At 69.3% G+C, this 17,201-nt stretch carries 18 protein-coding genes, 1 pseudogene and 1 riboswitch; of the genes and pseudogenes, 8 read left to right on the top strand and 11 right to left on the bottom strand.

Features of this window, described 5'->3' with window-relative positions; translation table 11 throughout:
• Positions 1-81: 81 nt before the first annotated feature.
• The 3 genes from ACFWNN_RS23415 to ACFWNN_RS23405 form a co-directional block, all read right to left on the bottom strand.
• Positions 82-840, bottom strand: coding sequence for a CbtA family protein (locus tag ACFWNN_RS23415; protein WP_382442050.1), 759 nt, complete (start codon positions 838-840; stop codon positions 82-84).
• Positions 841-850: 10 nt separating this feature from the next.
• A complete protein-coding gene (locus ACFWNN_RS23410; RefSeq protein WP_177229632.1) occupies positions 851-1,039 on the bottom strand; it encodes a CbtB-domain containing protein in 189 nt (62 codons plus the stop codon).
• Positions 1,040-1,092: 53 nt separating this feature from the next.
• Positions 1,093-1,225: riboswitch (cobalamin riboswitch) on the bottom strand.
• A gap of 70 nt (positions 1,226-1,295) precedes the next feature.
• Entirely contained in the window at positions 1,296-1,946 is a 651-nt protein-coding gene (locus tag ACFWNN_RS23405) for a (2Fe-2S)-binding protein (protein ID WP_382442049.1), read from the bottom strand.
• An 85-nt stretch (positions 1,947-2,031) separates the two neighbouring features.
• Here ACFWNN_RS23405 and ACFWNN_RS23400 point away from each other — a divergent pair, with 85 nt between their 5' ends.
• The 4 genes from ACFWNN_RS23400 to ACFWNN_RS23385 all read left to right on the top strand — a co-directional run bounded on the left by ACFWNN_RS23400 (position 2,032) and on the right by ACFWNN_RS23385 (position 4,808).
• Positions 2,032-3,237, top strand: coding sequence for an RNA-guided endonuclease InsQ/TnpB family protein (locus ACFWNN_RS23400; RefSeq protein WP_382442048.1), 1,206 nt, complete (start codon positions 2,032-2,034; stop codon positions 3,235-3,237).
• Positions 3,238-3,362: 125 nt separating this feature from the next.
• On the top strand, positions 3,363-3,626 hold the full coding sequence (locus tag ACFWNN_RS23395; protein ID WP_089912086.1) for a phosphoribosyl-ATP diphosphatase: 264 nt from the start codon (positions 3,363-3,365) through the stop codon (positions 3,624-3,626).
• 13 nt (positions 3,627-3,639) lie between these two features.
• On the top strand, positions 3,640-4,500 hold the full coding sequence (gene hisG / locus ACFWNN_RS23390; protein ID WP_382442047.1) for an ATP phosphoribosyltransferase: 861 nt from the start codon (positions 3,640-3,642) through the stop codon (positions 4,498-4,500).
• Positions 4,497-4,808, top strand: coding sequence for an antibiotic biosynthesis monooxygenase family protein (locus ACFWNN_RS23385; protein ID WP_382442046.1), 312 nt, complete (start codon positions 4,497-4,499; stop codon positions 4,806-4,808). The genes hisG and ACFWNN_RS23385 overlap by 4 nt, the downstream gene beginning before the upstream one ends.
• On the opposite strand, the gene ACFWNN_RS23380 is transcribed toward ACFWNN_RS23385, so the two are convergent.
• From ACFWNN_RS23380 to ACFWNN_RS23365, 4 genes are all read right to left on the bottom strand, one after another.
• A complete protein-coding gene (locus ACFWNN_RS23380) occupies positions 4,769-5,383 on the bottom strand; it encodes a phosphoribosyltransferase (RefSeq protein WP_382442045.1) in 615 nt (204 codons plus the stop codon). The genes ACFWNN_RS23385 and ACFWNN_RS23380 overlap by 40 nt on opposite strands.
• 29 nt (positions 5,384-5,412) lie before the next feature.
• Positions 5,413-5,847, bottom strand: a complete 435-nt coding sequence (locus tag ACFWNN_RS23375; protein ID WP_382442044.1) for a hypothetical protein — start codon at positions 5,845-5,847, stop codon at positions 5,413-5,415.
• Positions 5,848-6,248: 401 nt separating this feature from the next.
• Positions 6,249-7,019 carry a thioesterase family protein gene (locus ACFWNN_RS23370; RefSeq protein WP_382442043.1) on the bottom strand — a complete coding sequence of 257 codons (771 nt, stop codon included), beginning with the start codon at positions 7,017-7,019 and terminating at the stop codon, positions 6,249-6,251.
• The gene (locus ACFWNN_RS23365) at positions 7,016-7,864 is read right to left on the bottom strand and encodes a RecB family exonuclease (RefSeq protein WP_382442042.1); all 849 of its coding nucleotides are present in this window, start codon (positions 7,862-7,864) and stop codon (positions 7,016-7,018) included. Before ACFWNN_RS23365 ends, ACFWNN_RS23370 begins: the two co-directional genes overlap by 4 nt.
• A gap of 85 nt (positions 7,865-7,949) precedes the next feature.
• Here ACFWNN_RS23365 and ACFWNN_RS23360 point away from each other — a divergent pair, with 85 nt between their 5' ends.
• Positions 7,950-9,068 carry a site-2 protease family protein gene (locus ACFWNN_RS23360; RefSeq protein WP_382442041.1) on the top strand — a complete coding sequence of 373 codons (1,119 nt, stop codon included), beginning with the start codon at positions 7,950-7,952 and terminating at the stop codon, positions 9,066-9,068.
• 15 nt (positions 9,069-9,083) lie between these two features.
• Positions 9,084-9,908 carry a tRNA (adenine-N1)-methyltransferase gene (locus ACFWNN_RS23355; RefSeq protein WP_382442189.1) on the top strand — a complete coding sequence of 275 codons (825 nt, stop codon included), beginning with the start codon at positions 9,084-9,086 and terminating at the stop codon, positions 9,906-9,908.
• A gap of 63 nt (positions 9,909-9,971) precedes the next feature.
• Here the strand turns inward: ACFWNN_RS23355 and ACFWNN_RS23350 are convergent, their stop codons facing one another.
• The gene (locus tag ACFWNN_RS23350) at positions 9,972-10,802 is read right to left on the bottom strand and encodes a hypothetical protein (protein WP_382442040.1); all 831 of its coding nucleotides are present in this window, start codon (positions 10,800-10,802) and stop codon (positions 9,972-9,974) included.
• Positions 10,803-10,836: 34 nt separating this feature from the next.
• Positions 10,837-11,691 carry a hypothetical protein gene (locus tag ACFWNN_RS23345; protein WP_382442039.1) on the bottom strand — a complete coding sequence of 285 codons (855 nt, stop codon included), beginning with the start codon at positions 11,689-11,691 and terminating at the stop codon, positions 10,837-10,839.
• 714 nt (positions 11,692-12,405) lie between these two features.
• Here ACFWNN_RS23345 and arc point away from each other — a divergent pair.
• Positions 12,406-14,205, top strand: coding sequence for a proteasome ATPase (gene arc, locus ACFWNN_RS23340; RefSeq protein ID WP_382442038.1), 1,800 nt, complete (start codon positions 12,406-12,408; stop codon positions 14,203-14,205).
• Between the two features lie 522 nt (positions 14,206-14,727).
• Here the strand turns inward: arc and ACFWNN_RS23335 are convergent.
• The gene (locus ACFWNN_RS23335; RefSeq protein WP_382442037.1) at positions 14,728-15,357 is read right to left on the bottom strand and encodes a response regulator; all 630 of its coding nucleotides are present in this window, start codon (positions 15,355-15,357) and stop codon (positions 14,728-14,730) included.
• Positions 15,354-16,421 (bottom strand): sensor histidine kinase, encoded by a 1,068-nt coding sequence (locus ACFWNN_RS23330; RefSeq protein WP_382442036.1) that lies wholly within the window; start codon positions 16,419-16,421, stop codon positions 15,354-15,356. Before ACFWNN_RS23330 ends, ACFWNN_RS23335 begins: the two co-directional genes overlap by 4 nt.
• A gap of 110 nt (positions 16,422-16,531) precedes the next feature.
• Here ACFWNN_RS23330 and ACFWNN_RS23325 point away from each other — a divergent pair.
• Positions 16,532-17,179, top strand: a pseudogene (locus ACFWNN_RS23325) (ABC transporter ATP-binding protein); the annotation flags it as partial.
• Positions 17,180-17,201 lie beyond the last annotated feature (22 nt).

The following is a 17,201-nucleotide window of genomic DNA, read 5'->3' as shown; positions in this document are numbered from 1 at the left end:
GGTTTTCGGTTTTGGGTGGGGGGGCCCATTACACGGGGGGCGGGGGGGGGGGGGGCGGGGGGGGCGCCCACCCCTGCACCATCAGGCGACAGCGGCCTTCTGCGCGGCCTTGGCCTTGCGCGCGGCCGGGTCGATCAGCAGGCCGAACACCACGCCGATGCCGACGTAGAGCGTGGCCAGCTGGGCGAGCGAGCTGAGGCGGAACTGCCACAGCACGTTCACCGGCATGTCCGCGGGGATCGTGTCCGGCGGGGCCGGGAACGCGAGCAGCACCACGGCCGTGGCCGCGACGACCGCGAGCAGCACCGCCGTCGTGCGCACGGGCTGGGACTGCGCGCGCAGCTGCTCGGCGAGCCAGCTCGCGCCCCACACGATCAGCAGGCCGGCCACCACCACGCCGAGGTAGAGCGCGGTGCGGTAGTTCACCGTCTCCGGGTCGCCCACGGCGGGCGGGTTGGCCGGGTACTTGATCCACGGCAGCAGTGCCACGGCGCCGAAGACCGCGGCACCGAAGGCGAAGCTGCGGCTGAACGGCGTGCGGTCGGTGAACCAGCGCTTCGACAGCGCGTAGGCCGTGGCGAACACCAGGCCGACCGCGATGCCGACGATCACCACGCCGAGCATGCCGCCCACGACCTGGGCGCCGCGGCTGACGAGTTCCTCCTCGCCGCCGTGGGAGTGGCCGGCCTCTTCGCCGGCGGGTGCGCGAGCCTCCTCGACCGCGAGCGCGGCCCGGATCGGGATCTCGGTCACCAGCAACTGCACCAGTGCGGAGGCGACACCGGCGATGGCGCCGGCCGCTGCTCCGCGTAGTGCGATGGACTTGTACGTCGTCGTCATCTGCGTGGATCTAGTGGCAGGGGACGCCGAGGGCGTGACGGCCGTCGTGGAAGAACTCGTGCAGCAACTCGGAACCCGCGCCGAGCGCGAGGCCGTTCTCCTGCAGGACCAGGTACGTGACGATCAGGCCGAGCAGTGAGACGGCGAAGGCCCATTTGGGCACGCGGACGGCGGACAGGCTTGCTGCGGGGCTCGTCATGACGGGCTCCTCCATACCTCGTGGAAGGTCAACTCTCCTAGCGGCGCCGCAGCCGGTCTCCTGACTCCCGGATCAACGCTGCCCCCGCGTCTTCCCAGTCCCGGCGGGGACCAGTGACGTGCTCGGCGGGGATCGCTTCCCGGTCACAGTGGCGAGGACCGCGCCGGATTCACACCGGCTTCCCGTCACTGCGGCGCGTGCACCGTAAGTTGAGCCGGCGGTTAAGCACAACCGGCCATAAGAGTTGTTGCGTTCCTCACTTCACGAGTGGACAGTCACCACACTTCCCACCTGCGGCAACGCGGTAGTAGAGACAACACGACCGGCGCCGGAACCCGAGCTCGCCGGGAAAGGACAGAAATTCTCCCGCCTGTTCGAACGGCGGTGCGCTCATGAGCCGTTCGCCCCGTTCTTCCGCTTCCTCCGCGGTGAGCATGTGTGCGCGCACGACCATTTTGAGCGCGCCCGCGACGTTCGACATCGCGTTGCCCCACAACAACCCGCTCGCCACCGGCGTCACCGCCTGGATCGCCGCCACGACCGGTTCGAGCGCCGCGGCGGCCGGCGGGCCCAGTCTCGGTGCGTCGATGCGGACGCTCAGGCCGTTCTGCGGGTGGTGCTGCCACCAGAGGTTCTCCGGCCGGACGTCGATCGGGAGGTTCGCGGCCGTGAGCGGGCTGAGCAACCGGGCCGTGTAACTGAGGAAGAACAGGCTCGCCGCGACCCTCGGCTCCTCGGCGCGGTAGCGGACCGCGATGGCGTCGATGGTGGTCTTGAGCGCGGGACCGTCGAGCAGCGCCGTTCCCGGCAGCCACGACTCGTCCGGACGGCCCACGTCGAGGGCGAAGAACGGGTTGATCCCGCGCACCCGGCGCAGCGCTTCGAGAACCTCGGCGAACTCAGACACGGAAGTTCACGCTACGGGGTGGAATCTTCCCGGAAGGTGGGAGAGGGCCCGAATCGGGGCGATTTCAATCGGCTGGCTTGGCGCTGTGAGGACGGCGTACCGCTGCCGGGCCTACCCGGACCCCGATCAGATCGCGATGCTCAACCGCACGTTTGGCTGCGTGCGCCTGGCGTGGAACAAGACTCTTGCCGAGAGGTCGACTCGCTACCGCACCGAGGGCAAGAGCACCTCGTACCGGGAGACCGATGCCGCGCTGACTGCTTGGAAGCGCAGCGACGACTTGTCCTTCTTGTCGGAAGTGTCCTGCGTGCCTCTTCAGCAGACGCTTCGCCACCAGTACACGGCCTGTCGGAACTTCTTCGCCGGGCGCGCGAAGTTCCCGCGCTTCAAGTCGCGCAACGGTCGGCAGTCGGCGCACTTCACCCGGTCCGCGTTCCGCATGCGCGCCGGGGAGCTGCACCTGGCCAAGACAACGGGTCCGATGCGTTTCGTGTGGTCGTTCGATCGAGTGAATTTGAGCGGACTCGCACCCACCATGATCGTGGTCGCACGAGAAGCCGATCAGCGTTGGTACGTCACGTTCACAGTGGACACCAGTGATCCCGAACCGCTGCCGGTCACCGGTCACATGATCGGCCTGGACCTCGGCGTCAAGGACTTCATCGTCACGAGCGACGGTCAGCGAATCGCCAATCCCCGGTGTCTGGAACGCAAGGCGCGCAACCTCGCTCGTCACCAGCGGCGTCTGGCCAGGACGCAGCGAGGCTCCAACAATCGCGTCAAAGCAAAGCGAAGAGTTGCTGTCGCGCATCGCAAGGTCGGCAACGCTCGCCGCGATTTCTTGCACCGCACCAGCAGTCGCATCGTCCGCAGCGCTGATTTCATCGCGATCGAGGATCTCGCTGTCGCGAACATGGTTCGGAGCAGGCGGATGGCCCGTGCGATCAGCGACGTGGCGTGGGGTGAGTTCCGGGCGATGCTGGAGTACAAGGCGCATCGCGCAGGGCGGACGCTCGTGGTCGTCGATCGCTGGTACCCGAGCAGCAAGACCTGTTCAGCCTGTGGACATCTGCTGGCCGAGTTGGGTCTGTCCATTCGGCACTGGACGTGTCCGATCTGCCGCACCCGGCACGACCGGGACCTGAACGCGGCGAAGAACATCCTTGCGGCTGGTCGAGCCGTAGCCCGAGGCGACTCGGGCGATGCCTGTGGAGCTGATGTGAGACGGCGAGGGCCCGCCCTTCCGCGGTCGGCGGAGAAGCAGGAATCCTGTGTCGTGAGACACACCTGAATGGTGTCCGACGTGAGTCGGGCGGGGCTCCTCAGTTGCAGCTGGGGAGAAAGTCAAGTCCACGGCCTGGGACAGATGCGACCGCGGTGTGGACGGGGGTCCGCGGGATGGGAGGATGTCGTGCCGTGAAGACCTTCGATTCCCTGTTCGCTGAACTGACCGAACGAGCCGCCACCAAGCCGGAGGGTTCCGGCACCGTCGCAGCGCTTGAGGCCGGGGTCCATGCGCAGGGCAAGAAGGTCCTGGAGGAGGCCGGCGAGGTCTGGATCGCCGCCGAGTACGAGTCCGACGAGAAGCTCTCCGAAGAGATCTCGCAGCTGCTCTACCGCCTCCAGGTGCTCATGCTGGGCCGTGGGCTCACCCTCGAAGACGTCTACAAGTACCTCTGAAAGAGACTTCCACATGCTGCGCGTAGCAGTCCCGAACAAGGGCGCGCTCGCTGAACGCGCCTCCGCCATGCTCACCGAGGCCGGCTACCGGCAGCGGCACGAGCCGCGTGACCTGACCGTGCTCGACAACAACAACGACGTCGAGTTCTTCTTCCTGCGCCCCAAGGACATCGCGATCTACGTGGCGTCCGGTGACCTCGACCTCGGCATCACCGGCCGGGACCTGGCCGCCGACTCGGGCGCCGACGACAACGGCTCCTCCGTCGAGGAGTTGCTGGCGCTGGGCTTCGGCTCGTCGACCTTCCGGTACGCGGGGCCTCGCGGCACCGACTGGAAGGTCTCCGACCTGGAGGGCAAGCGCCTCGCCACGGCGTACCCGAAGCTCGTGGGCCGCGACCTCAAGGCCCGCGGCATCACCGCGAAGGTGATCCGCCTCGACGGCGCCGTGGAGATCTCGATCCAGCTCGGCGTGGCCGACCTGATCGCCGACGTGGTGGGCTCCGGCCGCACGCTGCGCCAGCACGACCTGGTGCCGTTCGGCGAGCCGATCTGCGAGTCCGAGGCCGTGCTGATCCACCGCAACGGCTCCGAGCTCACGGCGGCGAAGAAGCAGCTCACCGCCCGTCTGCAGGGTGTCGTGTTCGCGCAGCAGTACCTGATGCTCGACTACGACTGCCCGCGCTCGATCCTGGACGACGCCATCGCGCTGACGCCGGGCCTCGAGTCGCCGACGGTCGCGCCGCTGGCCAACCCGGACTGGGCGGCCGTGCGGGCGATGGTGTCGCGCAAGGAAGCGAACAACGTGATGGACGCGCTCGCGGCGATCGGTGCCAAGGCCGTGCTGGCCTCGGACATCAGGTTCTGCCGCCTGTGATCACGGAGCACGCCCTGCTCGACGTCCTGCCGGGTGCCGAGCAGGACTTCGAGTGGGCGTTCGGCGAGGCGCGGGAGCTGATCTCCGCCTCGCCGGGCTTCCGCGGTCTCGAACTGCTGCGCTGCCTGGAGACGCCGGCGCGGTACCTGCTGCTCGTGCGGTGGGACTCGGTCGAGGACCACACGGTGGGGTTCCGGCAGGGGCCGACCTATGCGCGGTGGTCGGAGCTGCTGCACCGCTTCTACTCGCCGTTCCCCGTGGTGTCGCACTACGAGAGCGCCCTGAGCACCTCGTCGTCCGTGGTCTGATCGAAGCTGTCGTACCAGCGGCTCACGGCCTGGAAGTGCCTCGGCGTGAGGAGGGCGACCACCGGCGTCCGGAACGTCTCGACCGCGTCCCTCGCGGCCACCGGGACGGCCAGGGTGACGCTGCCCGGGCCGTGACCCGCGATGTGGTGGAGCGCCGCTCTGGCGGTGACACCGGTCGCCAGGCCGTCGTCGACCAGGATGACGTCGCGGCCAGCGATGGTCAGCGGTCTGTCGCCGCGGTAGAGCGCCGTTCTTCTTCTGGCTTCTTCGCGTTCCTCGTCGGCCTTGTGACCCAGTTGTTCCTCGGTGAGGTTCAGGGCCCGGAGCACTCTGGGGTCGTAGATCGGCTCGCTGTCGGCCGTGACGGCGCCGACGCCGTACTCGGGGTGGCCCGGCGCGCCGATCTTGCGGGCGACGACGACGTCCAGTTCGGCGTTCAGGTGGGTCGCGATCTCCTTGGCGACTGGGACGCCGCCTCTCGGGAGGCCGAGGACGAGCGGGTCGTGCCAGGGCTGTTCGGCGAGTCGCGCGGCGAGGGCGCGGCCCGCTTCCTGCCGGTTCGCGAACCTCTTCACAGTCCCGCTGACGCTACGCCCTCTCGCGGTCACTCGAACAGGCCGATGACGTCCGTGGTCATCGAGATGAAACCCGCGCTCGTGGCGACGACGGTGAGCCAGAACAGGACGGTGGCCCGCCCCGGCTCGGCGATGCTCACCGCGGCCGTCCTCGCCGGGGCAGCGGCGGCGCGGACGCGTTCGTGCCGGCCGAAGTGGGCGCGGAACTTGATCCACGTGTGGCCGGCCTGGCTGCACCCGAACAGCACGCCGTTGGCGCCGTTGCGGCACGACAGGCCTTGTCTTGTTGTCACCGCACACTTGACGGGAAACCGTGCGGCGACGATCCAGCACAGCGCGGCGACACCGAACACCGCGGCACGCCAGTAGTTCTCGCGGTTGAGCGCGACGACGCAGAAGACCGCGAAGACCCCGATGAAGACCAGGTACGACGTGGCTCTCTTCCTGCGGTTCTTCCTCGCCATGTGTCCTCCCCGCTCCCCACCCTCGCTGTCCGCGCGAGTGCGGCGGTAGAACCCGGCCGAGGGATGGTTGATCGCGGGGTGTCGTGGCTTTGTGGACGGTGGTGACGCTGCGACTCCCGTTGCGTCCTGTGAGGTACCCGCACGCCTGGATCTGTTGACGTGGAATGGTTCTGCTCCGGTCGAGTGAATTCCGCCGACTGGTTGCGCCGATCTTCCGTCTGGCGGCCCCGAGGACATGGCTCGGACGAACTCGACATCGCGTTCGAGCCTGACTCGGAGCGGATGACAGGGGAAGCCGGTCGGCGCTGTTCCGGTTCGCGGTGAGCGTCGGACCGCGTGACCTGGTCAGCGTTGTCGGGCACACCGCCGGGTGCGGGTGCGGCGGATCCCCTCGCCGTGACTCAGCGCTCGCGGACGAACAACGCCTGTGCCGTCGTGCCCACCGGGCCGTCCGCGTCGTGCACCACGCTGGTCGCGAGCCCCACGCCGTCCGGGCCGATGGTGGTGCGCGCGTCCATGCCGACCCACTCGCCGGCCGGGCGGCGGTGCAGGTGGACGGTCAGGTCTGTGTTGATGGCGTACCACTTGCGAATGTCCACACGGGACGATACGCCGCTCGCGGAGTCCACTACGGAGAACAGGCGCTCTTCCGGGCTGGGCTCGAAGCCCTCGACCACGGCTACGCGCGGGCGGGCCCACACCTGGGCGTCGCCCGGCGTGAAGATGCCGCCGGACACGGAGAGCCACTCGACGGCCGCCAGGTAGCCGCCTCCCCAGTGTTCGGGGATCTCCATCGGCACGGCGGAGGAAGGTGGTGGCAGCAAAGGCACTTCGCCTCCCGCTACGGCGGTGGTGTCCGCGGCGACGATGCGCCACGCACGGGCCGTCAGCACTGCACGGCCGTTGTAGGACAGCGATGCTGCCAGCAGTTCCACGGAACGGCCTGGGCGTTCTACCGAGGTGGACACCGTCAGGTCCGCCACCGGGACCGGGCCCAGCACCTCGAACGTGACGCGGGCCAGCGCCGACGACGGGTTGCCGAGGCCGAGCAACGCGCGCACCAGCAACGCCGAGGGCGGGCCCAGGTGCTGGCTGTCCGGGCCCCACGGGCCGACGGTGTGCTCGGTGGCGCGGAACGTGGTGTCGTCCAGCGGCAGGTAGAAGGCCGTCATCGGTCGCGGTCCTGGAGGGTCTCGGTGTCGTCCGGCTCCGGCCAGCCCGGGTAGGGCGGCGGGGTGCCGTCGAACGCCGGGCAGAACGCCTTGTGGTCGCAGTAGTCGCACAGGCGGCTCGGGTTGGGGCGGAAGTCACCGGTCGGGGCGGCGCGCATGATGGCCTGCCAGATGGCGTCCAGCGTGCGTTCGAACCGCGCGAGCTCCGACTCGTCCGGCTGGTAGGCGAGGGCCTGGCGGTCGGCGAGGTACATGAGCCGCAACTGGCGCGGCACGACGCCGCGCAGCTTCCACAGCACCAGGGCGTAGAACTTCATCTGGAACAACGCCTTCGCCTCGCCGATCTCGCGGGGCGCGGCGCCGGTCTTGTAGTCCACGACCCGGATTTCACCCGTCGGGGCGACGTCCACCCGGTCGATGTAGCCGCGCAGCAGCACGCCGGACGGCAGCTCGGACTCGACGAGCAGTTCGCGCGACTCCGGTTCGAGCCGGCGCGGGTCCTCCAGGCCGAAGTAGCCGTCGAGCAGCTTCGTGGCCGACGCGAGCCACTCCGCCTCCTCCTCGCTGCCCTCGGACTCGAAGAGGGTGGCGAACTCCGGGCGCTCGCCCTTCACCCGGTCCCACGCAGGAGAAATCATCTCGCGGGCGCGGTCCGGCACGCGTTCGGCGGCGGGCAGCGCGAACAGGTCCTCGAGCACCGCGTGCACCACCGTGCCGCGCACCTGCGCCTTCGTCGGCCGCTCGGGAAGGCGGTCGACCGCGCGGAACCGGTAGAGCAGCGGGCACTGCTTGAAGTCCCCTGCCCGGGACGGCGACAGCGCGGGCCTGCGCAACGTGGTGCTCATGCTTCGCACGATAGGACAGAGGTCTGACAATTCCGGGAGCGCCCACCGAACCGCGAGATCACACCACCCGCTCTACAGTGCTCCCGTGGCCGCGCGGATCAGCGAACGAGAGGGCGGCCTGCTGCTGTTCCGGGTGGCGGGCATCCCGGTGTTGCTCGCGCCGTCGTGGTGGATCGGCTCGGCGATCGTGGTGGCGTTCTACGCTCCGCTGGTCGACGACCTGGCGCCGGGAACCCCGCCCGGTGTCGGTCTGCTCGTGGCCGCGTTGTTCGCCGTCTTCCTCGGCCTTTCCGTGCTGGCTCACGAGCTCGGCCACTGCGTCGCGGCGCTGAGACTCGGCCTGCCGGTCAGACGGCTCCGGCTCTACCTGCTCGGCGGGCTGTCCGAGATCATGCGCACCCCCGGCAAACCCAGCCACGAGGGTGTGGTCGCGGGCGCCGGGCCGGTGGTGTCCATCGGGCTCGCGGTCGTGTTCGGCATCGGCGGGTTCGCGATGACGTCCGGCGGCGTGTTGTGGCTGCTGGTGGTGCAGATCGCCGGCGCGAACCTCGTCGTGGCCATCTTCAACCTGTTGCCGGGGCTGCCTCTCGACGGCGGCAGGATCGTGCGCGCGGGTGTGTGGGCTGCCACCGGTCAACGAGCGATGGGCACCCGAGTCGCCGTGGTCGGCGGTTTCGCCGTCGCCGCCGCGTTGGTGGTGTGGGCGCTCTACGGCGTCGCCCAGGGTGCCGATGACCGTTGGCTGCGATTCGGCGTGTGCGTGCTCACGGCGTGGGTTGTCGTTGCCGGAGCGCGCAGTGAGCTCGCCAGCGAACGCCGCAGGACGTGGCCCGAGGGGGTCACGCTCAACGACCTGATCCTGCCCGTCTTGCAGCTCCCGGCGGAAAGTCCCGTCGCGGACGCGCTGAGCACGTCGGCGGGGCGGGGCGTGGTGCTGGTGCGGGCCGACGGCGTGGCGGCCGGGCTGCTGGACACCGAACTGGCGCGCAAGCTCGCCGCCGCCAGCCCGTTCGCGCCCGCGGAACAGGCCGCCGAGCCGATCCGGCCGGAGACCGTGCTGCTCGCCGACGAACCCGGCGAGGAGATCGTCGAACGCGTCCAGGGCACGGCCGCGTGGCAGTTCCTCGTCGTCGATCTGGAAGGCCGCCCGGCCGGTGTGCTGCGCAGGGAGGACCTGCGTGCGGCCATTGAGAAGGGCGTTTGACACCATTGCGCGGTGATTAGCGCAAGTGGACCGTTCCAGCCGGGTGACCGGGTACAGCTGACCGACCCCAAGGGCCGGCACTACACGGTCGTTCTCGAACCCGGCAAGGAGTACCACACCCACCGCGGCGCCATCCCGCACGACAAGCTGATCGGCCAGCCCGAGGGCTCCGTCGTCGCGTCGGTGGGCGGCACGAACTTCCTGGCGCTGCGCCCGCTGCTGCCGGACTACGTGCTGTCGATGCCGCGGGGCGCGCAGGTCATCTACCCCAAGGACGCCGCGCAGATCTGCATGTACGGCGACATCTTCCCGGGCGCGCGCGTGCTGGAGGCGGGTGCCGGTTCCGGCGCGCTGTCGTGCTCGCTGCTGCGCGCGGTGGGGGAGAAGGGCAGCGTCCAGTCCTACGAGGTGCGCGACGACCACGCGGTCCACGCCATCCGCAACGTGGAGACGTTCTTCGGCGAACGGCCGGGCAACTGGTCCATCACCGTCGACGACGTGAAGAACCACGAGGGCGAGGTCGACCGGGTCATCCTCGACATGCTCTCGCCGTGGGAGGTCCTGCCCACGATCGCGAAGAACCTCATCCCCGGCGGCGTGCTCGTCGTGTACGTCGCGACCACCACGCAGCTGTCCGTGGTCACGGAGGCGCTGCGGGAGATGACGTGCTGGACCGAGCCGAACGCGTGGGAGACGCTCGTCCGGCCGTGGCACGTCGTGGGTCTCGCCGTGCGCCCGGAGCACCGGATGATCGCGCACACCGCGTTCCTGCTCACCACGCGCAAGCTCGCCGACGGCGTGACGGCGCCGAAGCCGCAGCGCCGTCCCAGCAAGGGCTGACCGCACCCGTTGCGCACGAAGGGCCCCGCACCTCGACGAGGTGCGGGGCCCTGTCGCGTCAGCTCAGTTGCCTTCGAGCTTCTCGATGCCGCAGACCGTCCACTTGCTGCCTTCCTTCGACAGCTTGTAGATGATCGCGCCCTTGATCGTCTTGCCGGCGTTCGCCGGGTCGGGGAGCCCCTCGATGCTCTGCCGGAACGTGCCGGTGCTGCCCGACGTCCTGACCTCCGACACGGTGGCCTTGACCTCCGGGTGCGGCGCCGTCGTCTGCTGCTTGAGCTTGGGGTACTCGGCGGAGCACACGAGCTCCTTGACGTCCTCGGGCTTGCTGTTGCCCGCGCGCACGCCCTTCATGATCCGGTCGGTGAACTCCTCGGCCACGTCCTTGGCCGCGGCGTCACCGCCGCTCGACGAGCTCTTCGACGACGGCGTGGTCGGCTTGGAGCCGCCGTCCGTCGGGTCGGTCGCCTGGCTGGTGTCCGAGGCCGCGGTGGTGGTGTCGCTCGAGCTGTCGCCGGACAGCAGCACGGCCGCCGTCACGCCGCCGCCGACGAGCACCAGCACGCCGATGACGACGCCGATGATCAGGCCGGTGTTGCTCTTCTTGGGCGGCGGGCCGCCGAACCCGCCGGGCTGGCCGTACGGACCCTGGGGCTGGCCGTACTGACCGGGCTGCTGGCCGTAACCGGGAGGCGGCTGCTGGCCGTAGGGGCCTGGCTGACCCTGCTGCGGGAAGCCACCGCTCGGCGGCTGCTGGCCGTACGGGTTCTGCGGCGGCTGCTGCCCGTAGCCGGGCTGGGGCTGTTGCCCGTAACCGGGCGGTGGCTGCTGGCCGTAGCCCGGCTGCTGCGGGCCCTGGCCGTAGGGACCCGGCTGCTGCGGCGGGTAGGTCATCGGAAATCCCCCGAAACTGAAGTGCTGAACCCGATCACTTGGTCGGGATCGTCGGAACCTGGAAGTCAGGCAGCTTGATGTCCTTGGCGAGCGTGCAGAACTTCCAGTCGCCCGACTCCTTCTTGAACTTCACCGTGGCGTCGAAGCTCTTGGACTCGGTCCCGAGCGTCACGGTCGTGGACACGCCGACGTCCGCGGTGTCGCCGCTGACCTTGACGTCCTTGACGGTGACCTTCGGCGCCGGCATCTTCTTGAGCTCCTCGGCCAGCTTGCGCTGGTCCGGCGTGAGCTTCTTCTCCGCCTCCTCGGCTTCCTTGAGGGCGGCGTCGCAGGCCATCGACTTGGCCTTGCTCTCGTTCTTCGAGGCGCTCGCGGCGTAGTACTCCTCGGCGACCTTCTTCACGTCCGCCGCGTCGTCACCGCCGCCCGAGCTGCTCGAGCCGGAGTCGGAGGACGAGCTGTTGCCCGACAGCATCACCGCCGCCGTCGCACCGCCGCCGACGAGCACCAGCACGCCGATGATGATGCCGACGACCAGGCCGGTGTTGCTCTTCTTGGGCGGCGGGCCGCCGTACCCGCCGGGCTGGCCGTAGCCCTGGGGCTGGCCGTACGGGCCGGGCGGTTGCTGACCGTAAGGGCCCGGCTGACCCTGCTGCGGGAAGCCACCGCTCTGCGGGCCGAACGGGTCCTGCTGCGGCTGGCCGTACTGACCGGGCTGCTGGCCGTAACCGGGAGGCGGCTGCTGGCCGTAACCCGGCTGGGGCGGCTGGCCGTACCCGGGCTGGGGCTGCTGGCCGTGACCCGGCTGCTGCGGCGGCTGCTGCCCGTACGGCCCACCGGGCGGCGGCTGCTGCCCGTAGGGCCCGGGCTGCTGCGGCGGGTAGGTCATGAAACTTCCCCCGATGCGGATGAGGTGATCTTTCGCTGGACATTGTGGTGCTTCGCCTGACAACTCGCGGCCGAATGGTGCCTATCGACACGCACGAGTGGTTATGCACACGGCCCCGAGTTGCGATCCGGCCGCGCGAAGGTCGCGTCTGATAACGATTGTGGCAACTCCACCGGTAATCGAGCGTGATGCTCTGCGCTGTCGGGGTGGTGCGCCGGTCGCGTCGGTGGAACCACCCGGTTGGCCGCACGCCCTCCGGACGCACCGGAGACCTGCTCGAGCGGGTCCTCCGCCGGGAACGAACGGGGTGGGTTGCGGTGCGTGACCACCGAACGGATCAATCACTGGTCCACCTGGTGGGACGGCGACAGATTCACGCCCGTCGCCGGGCCGTGAGCCGTACCAGGTGTGTCCAGTGGCGTCCGAGGGTGGTCGCGGACAGTGGGGACCGGGCTCCCGCCCTGGTGCTCCCATGACCCTCTCCTCGGGCTTCTCGCAGGTCGTCTGGCGTGTCGTCGCGCGAAACGCCGGTCGCGGCTTCTGGGACGCACCGTAGCCGTCGAACGGTCGCGCCGGACACCGAGATGGACTAGTTGACCTCTCTTGGAGGCCTTGCCGTTGCGTCACACGAGCGAAGATGATGTTGTGAGTACCCCATTTTGTCGGTGATCGCCGGTACCGTAATCGGTACGAACACGGGAGGAGGGTGCCGACATGCAGCACGGTCATCCCGGCAGCCAACCCGATGAGGGTGGCGAGCTGAACCAGGGCAACAATTCTGCTGAGCTGACTGCGCAGATCAGGTTCCTCGAGGACGAGATCGCGTCGTTGCGTCGCAAGCTGACCGAGTCGCCGCGGCACACGCGGTTGCTCGAGCAGCGCTTGGCTGAGGCGACAGAGCGCGTCAGCCAGCTGACCGAGCGAAACACGAAGCTCATAGACACCCTCCGCGAAGCACGAAGCCAGCTGCTCGCGCTGCGTGAGGAAGTCGACCGGCTGGCGCAACCGCCCAGCGGGTACGGCGTCTTCATGGCGCGGTACGACGACGGAACCGTGGACGTCTTCACCTCGGGTCGCAGGATGCGCGTGGCCGTGTCCCCAGCGGTCGAACCGGAGAAGATCGCCTACGGGCAGTCCGTTCGCCTCAACGAGGCGCTGACGGTCGTCGAGGCCGGCGGGTTCGAGCGTTCCGGCGAGGTCTGCGCGCTGCGGGAGGTGCTCACCGACGACGACGGTGCGGACACCATCGCGCGTGCGCTGGTCGTGGGGCACGCGGACGAGGAGAGGGTGGTCTGGCTCGCCCAGCCGCTGCTCGACTCGCCGCTCAAGCCCGGCGACTCGCTGCTGGTCGACTCGAAGGCGGGGTTCGCCTACGAACGGGTCCCCAAGGCCGAGGTCGAGGACCTCGTGCTCGAAGAGGTCCCGGACATCGACTACAACGACATCGGTGGCCTCTCCCGGCAGATCGAGCAGATCCGCGACGCCGTGGAGCTGCCGTTCCTGCACGCGGACCTGTTCCGCGAGTACGAGCTGCGCCCGCCCAAGGGCGTGCTGCTCTACGGCCCTCCCGGCTGCGGCAAGACGCTCATCGCCAAGGCGGTGGCGAACTCCCTGGCCAAGAAGGTGCGGGAGATCCGCGGCGAGACCGACAAGCAGGCCAAGTCGTACTTCCTCAACATCAAGGGCCCCGAGCTCCTCAACAAGTTCGTCGGTGAGACCGAGCGGCACATCCGCCTGATCTTCCAGCGGGCTCGTGAGAAGGCGTCCGACGGCACCCCGGTGATCGTGTTCTTCGACGAGATGGACTCGATCTTCCGCACCCGTGGTTCGGGTGTGTCGTCCGACGTCGAGACGACGATCGTGCCCCAGCTCCTCGCCGAGATCGACGGCGTCGAGGGCCTGGAGAACGTCATCGTCATCGGCGCCTCCAACCGCGAGGACATGATCGACCCGGCGATCCTCCGCCCGGGCCGGCTCGACGTGAAGATCAAGATCGAGCGGCCCGACGCCGAGGGCGCGAAGGACATCTTCAACAAGTACCTGACTCCGAACCTCCCGCTGCACGCCGACGACCTCGCCGAGTTCGGCGGGGACCCGAAGGCCTGCATCGAGGGCATGGTGCAGCACACCGTGGAGCGCATGTACGAGGAGTCCGAGGACAACCGGTTCCTGGAGGTCACCTACGCCAACGGTGACAAGGAGGTCCTGTACTTCCGGGACTTCAACTCCGGCGCCATGATCCAGAACATCGTCGACAGGGCCAAGAAGGCGGCGATCAAGTCGCTGCTGGACACCAAGCAGCCCGGCCTCTCGGTCCGGCACCTGCAGGCGGCCATCCTCGACGAGTTCGCCGAGAACGAGGACCTGCCGAACACGACGAACCCGGACGACTGGGCTCGCATCTCGGGCAAGAAGGGCGAGCGGATCGTCTACATCCGCACGCTCGTCACCGGGAAGAACCAGGACGCCGGCCGCGCGATCGACACGGCCACGAACACCGGCACGTACCTGTAGGACCGTCAGACCGAACCGCCCCGGCCGCACACCAGCGGCCGGGGCGTTTTCGCGTTGACCGGCGAGCCAGCAGCAGGCGACGGCGAGCCGGTGCAAGGAGGTGAGGCTGGGCGCGTGCGGCGGGAGTGGAGGAGGACGAGCGCTAGCGACCATCGGCTTGTCGGTGCCAACCGCAGTCGTCAAAGCAAGGCGACCACCATCTTGGCCTGGCGCGCGGTGTCAACCGGACAGTCGTCAACGCAAAGCCAACCACGTACGAAACCTGGCACGCGATGCCGCAGGCGAGCCCGAACGGGCTGATGCCACCCCGTGAGCCGGTTACGCCGCTCAAGGCGATTGGGGCTTTACCTTGAGGGGGCGGGATGCCAACCTGTCCGGTCCGGCCGGGGCGCTTTCAACCCCGGCTTGTGAAGGCCGCGAATGCATCCCGCCAGAGGCTCAAGGTCAAGCCCCAATCGCACACCCCAGGTCTCTCGTCATTGCCTGATGGACCACCCTCGCAAGGCGACGGAACCCCAAGAACTACCGCACCAGCCCGGACTCGTATGCCGCGATCACCAGCTGAGCCCGATCCCGCGCGTGCAGCTTGGCCAGCAGGTTCCCGACGTGCGTCTTCACCGTCCCCGCACTCACGTGCAGCTCGGCCATGATCTCGGCATTGGACCGCCCCCGAGCGATCAGCAGCAGGACTTCCTTCTCCCGCTCGGTGACCCGCTCCAGCCCCCGCACCACCGGCGCAACGGGCGTCCGGACGAACTCCGAGATCAACCGCCGGGTGACCCCGGGCGACAACAACGACTCCCCGGAAGCCACCACCCGAACAGCGGCCAGAAGCTCACCAGGAGGCGTGTCCTTCAAGAGAAAGCCGGAGGCCCCGGCCCGCAGCGCCCCGAAGACGTACTCGTCCAGGTCGAAGGTGGTCAGCACGAGCACGCGGGGCCCGGACAGCCGCCGGGTCGCCTCGATCCCGTCCATCTCGGGCATCCGGATGTCCATCAGCACCACGTCCGGCTTCAGCTCCGCGGCCAGCGCCACCGCCTCGGCCCCGGTCCCGGCCTCGCCCACCACGGTCAGGTCCGGTTCGTTGTCCACGAGCATCCGGAAACTGGCGCGCAGCAACGCCTGGTCGTCCGCGATCAGCACCGAGATCATCGGACCGGCAACGACGCGACGACCCGGAACCCGCCGTCGGCCCCAGGACCGGCGCTGAACGTCCCCCCGTACACCGCCACGCGCTCCCGCATGCCGATCAACCCGTGCCCCACGCCCAGCTCCCGCACTCCAGGTCCGTCGTCCGCCACCTCGACGCGAACGGCATCGGGCTCCACCTCTACCAGGACCGTGCAGGAAGCAGGCGCGGCGTGCTTGACGACGTTCGTCAGGGCCTCCTGCACGATTCGGTACGCCGAAAGTCCGATCCCCTCGGGCACGACGGCGTCCCCGCGCACCTCCAGCGTCACGCGCACCCCGGCGAGCGACGCGCGGCCGGCCAGGTCCGCCAGCCCGTCCAGGCCGGGGGAGGGCGCGAGCGAGGCGTCGGACCGCAACACGCCCAGCAGCCCGCGCATCTCCGTCAGAGCGCCGCGGCTGGCCTCCGAGATGACCCGCAGCGCCTCGTAGGCGTGCTCGGGTGAACGCACGTGTGCGGCGTTGCCGGCCTGCACGGCGATCAGGGAGAGGTTGTGCGCCACCACGTCGTGCAGTTCGCGGGCGATGCGCAGGCGTTCGTCGGCGAGGGCCTGTTCGGCCGCTGAAGCACTCTCCCGCAGCTGGAACGAGCGGCGCAGGCGGGTCGTGTAGCCCATCGCCCACACCGCGCCCAGCACCGCGACGCCGACCAGCCACGTTTCGGGCTCGCCGCCGGAGACGCCCGACACGCAGACGGTCGCGAACACGAGGCCTGCCAGCGACCACGTGCGGGAACGGTCGACCGCGACCGTGTAGAGCGTGAAGCCGACCGCACCGACCGGGGCGCCCAGAGCCGGAACGGGGACCAGCTGGCTGATCACCACCGCCACCGTCGCCAGCGTGCTCACCACCAGGGAGGCCATCGGCCAGAACCGGCGCACCGCCACGGGCAACGCCACCAGGAACGCACCCGGCACGACGAGCCACCACGGTTTTTCCTGGTACTCCACCATGGCGTAGCCGACGAGCACGCCGATCACCACGCAGGCGGCCGCGTCGACCAGGTAGAGGTGCAGTCTCGCGATCACGAAAGCACCGTAGCGAGCCCTGAGCCGCACCACCTCGGACCACGGTCCGATTCCGGGGATCGGAGCACGGGCCGATCCGCGCGGGCCTCGAAGCCGGAACCCTCGTCGGCATGATCGAGGTGCGGAACCTGACGAAGAGATACGGGGACGTGAAGGCGGTCGACGACCTGTCGTTCACCGTCCACCCCGGACTGGTGACGGGCTTCCTCGGCCCGAACGGCGCCGGGAAGTCCACGACGATGCGCATGATCCTCGGCCTGGACCGGCCCTCCGGTGGTGAGGCGCTGATCGACGGCCGCCGCTACGCGACGCTCGCCCGGCCGCTCACGCACGTCGGCGCGTTGCTCGACCCGGCGGCGGTGCACCACGGGCGCGGGGCGCTCGACCACCTGCTGTGGATCGCCGCGAGCAACGGCATCGGCCGGAAGCGCGCCGTGGAGCTGCTGGAGCAGGTCGGGCTGGGAGGCGTGCGGCACAGGCGGATCCGGACGTTGTCGCTGGGCATGAAGCAACGGCTCGGCGTCGCGGCCGCGCTGCTGGGCGACCCGCGGACGCTGATGTTCGACGAACCGGTCAACGGCCTCGACCCCGAGGGCGTGCGGTGGATCCGCGACCTCATGCGCGGGCTCGCGAAGGAAGGCCGCACGGTCTTCGTCTCCAGCCACCTGATGAGCGAGATGGCGCTGACCGCGGACCACGTCGTGATCGTCGCAAGAGGACAGCTGGTCGCCGAGACGCCGATGGAGGCGTTGACCCGCAACGGTTCTCTGGAGGACGCCT

Origin of the sequence: Lentzea sp. NPDC058450 (genome assembly GCF_042721395.1) — a bacterium.
GTDB lineage: Bacteria > Actinomycetota > Actinomycetes > Mycobacteriales > Pseudonocardiaceae > Lentzea.
Note: the sequence above shows the minus strand (reverse complement) of the source record. Positions and strands in the feature narration are given on the sequence as shown.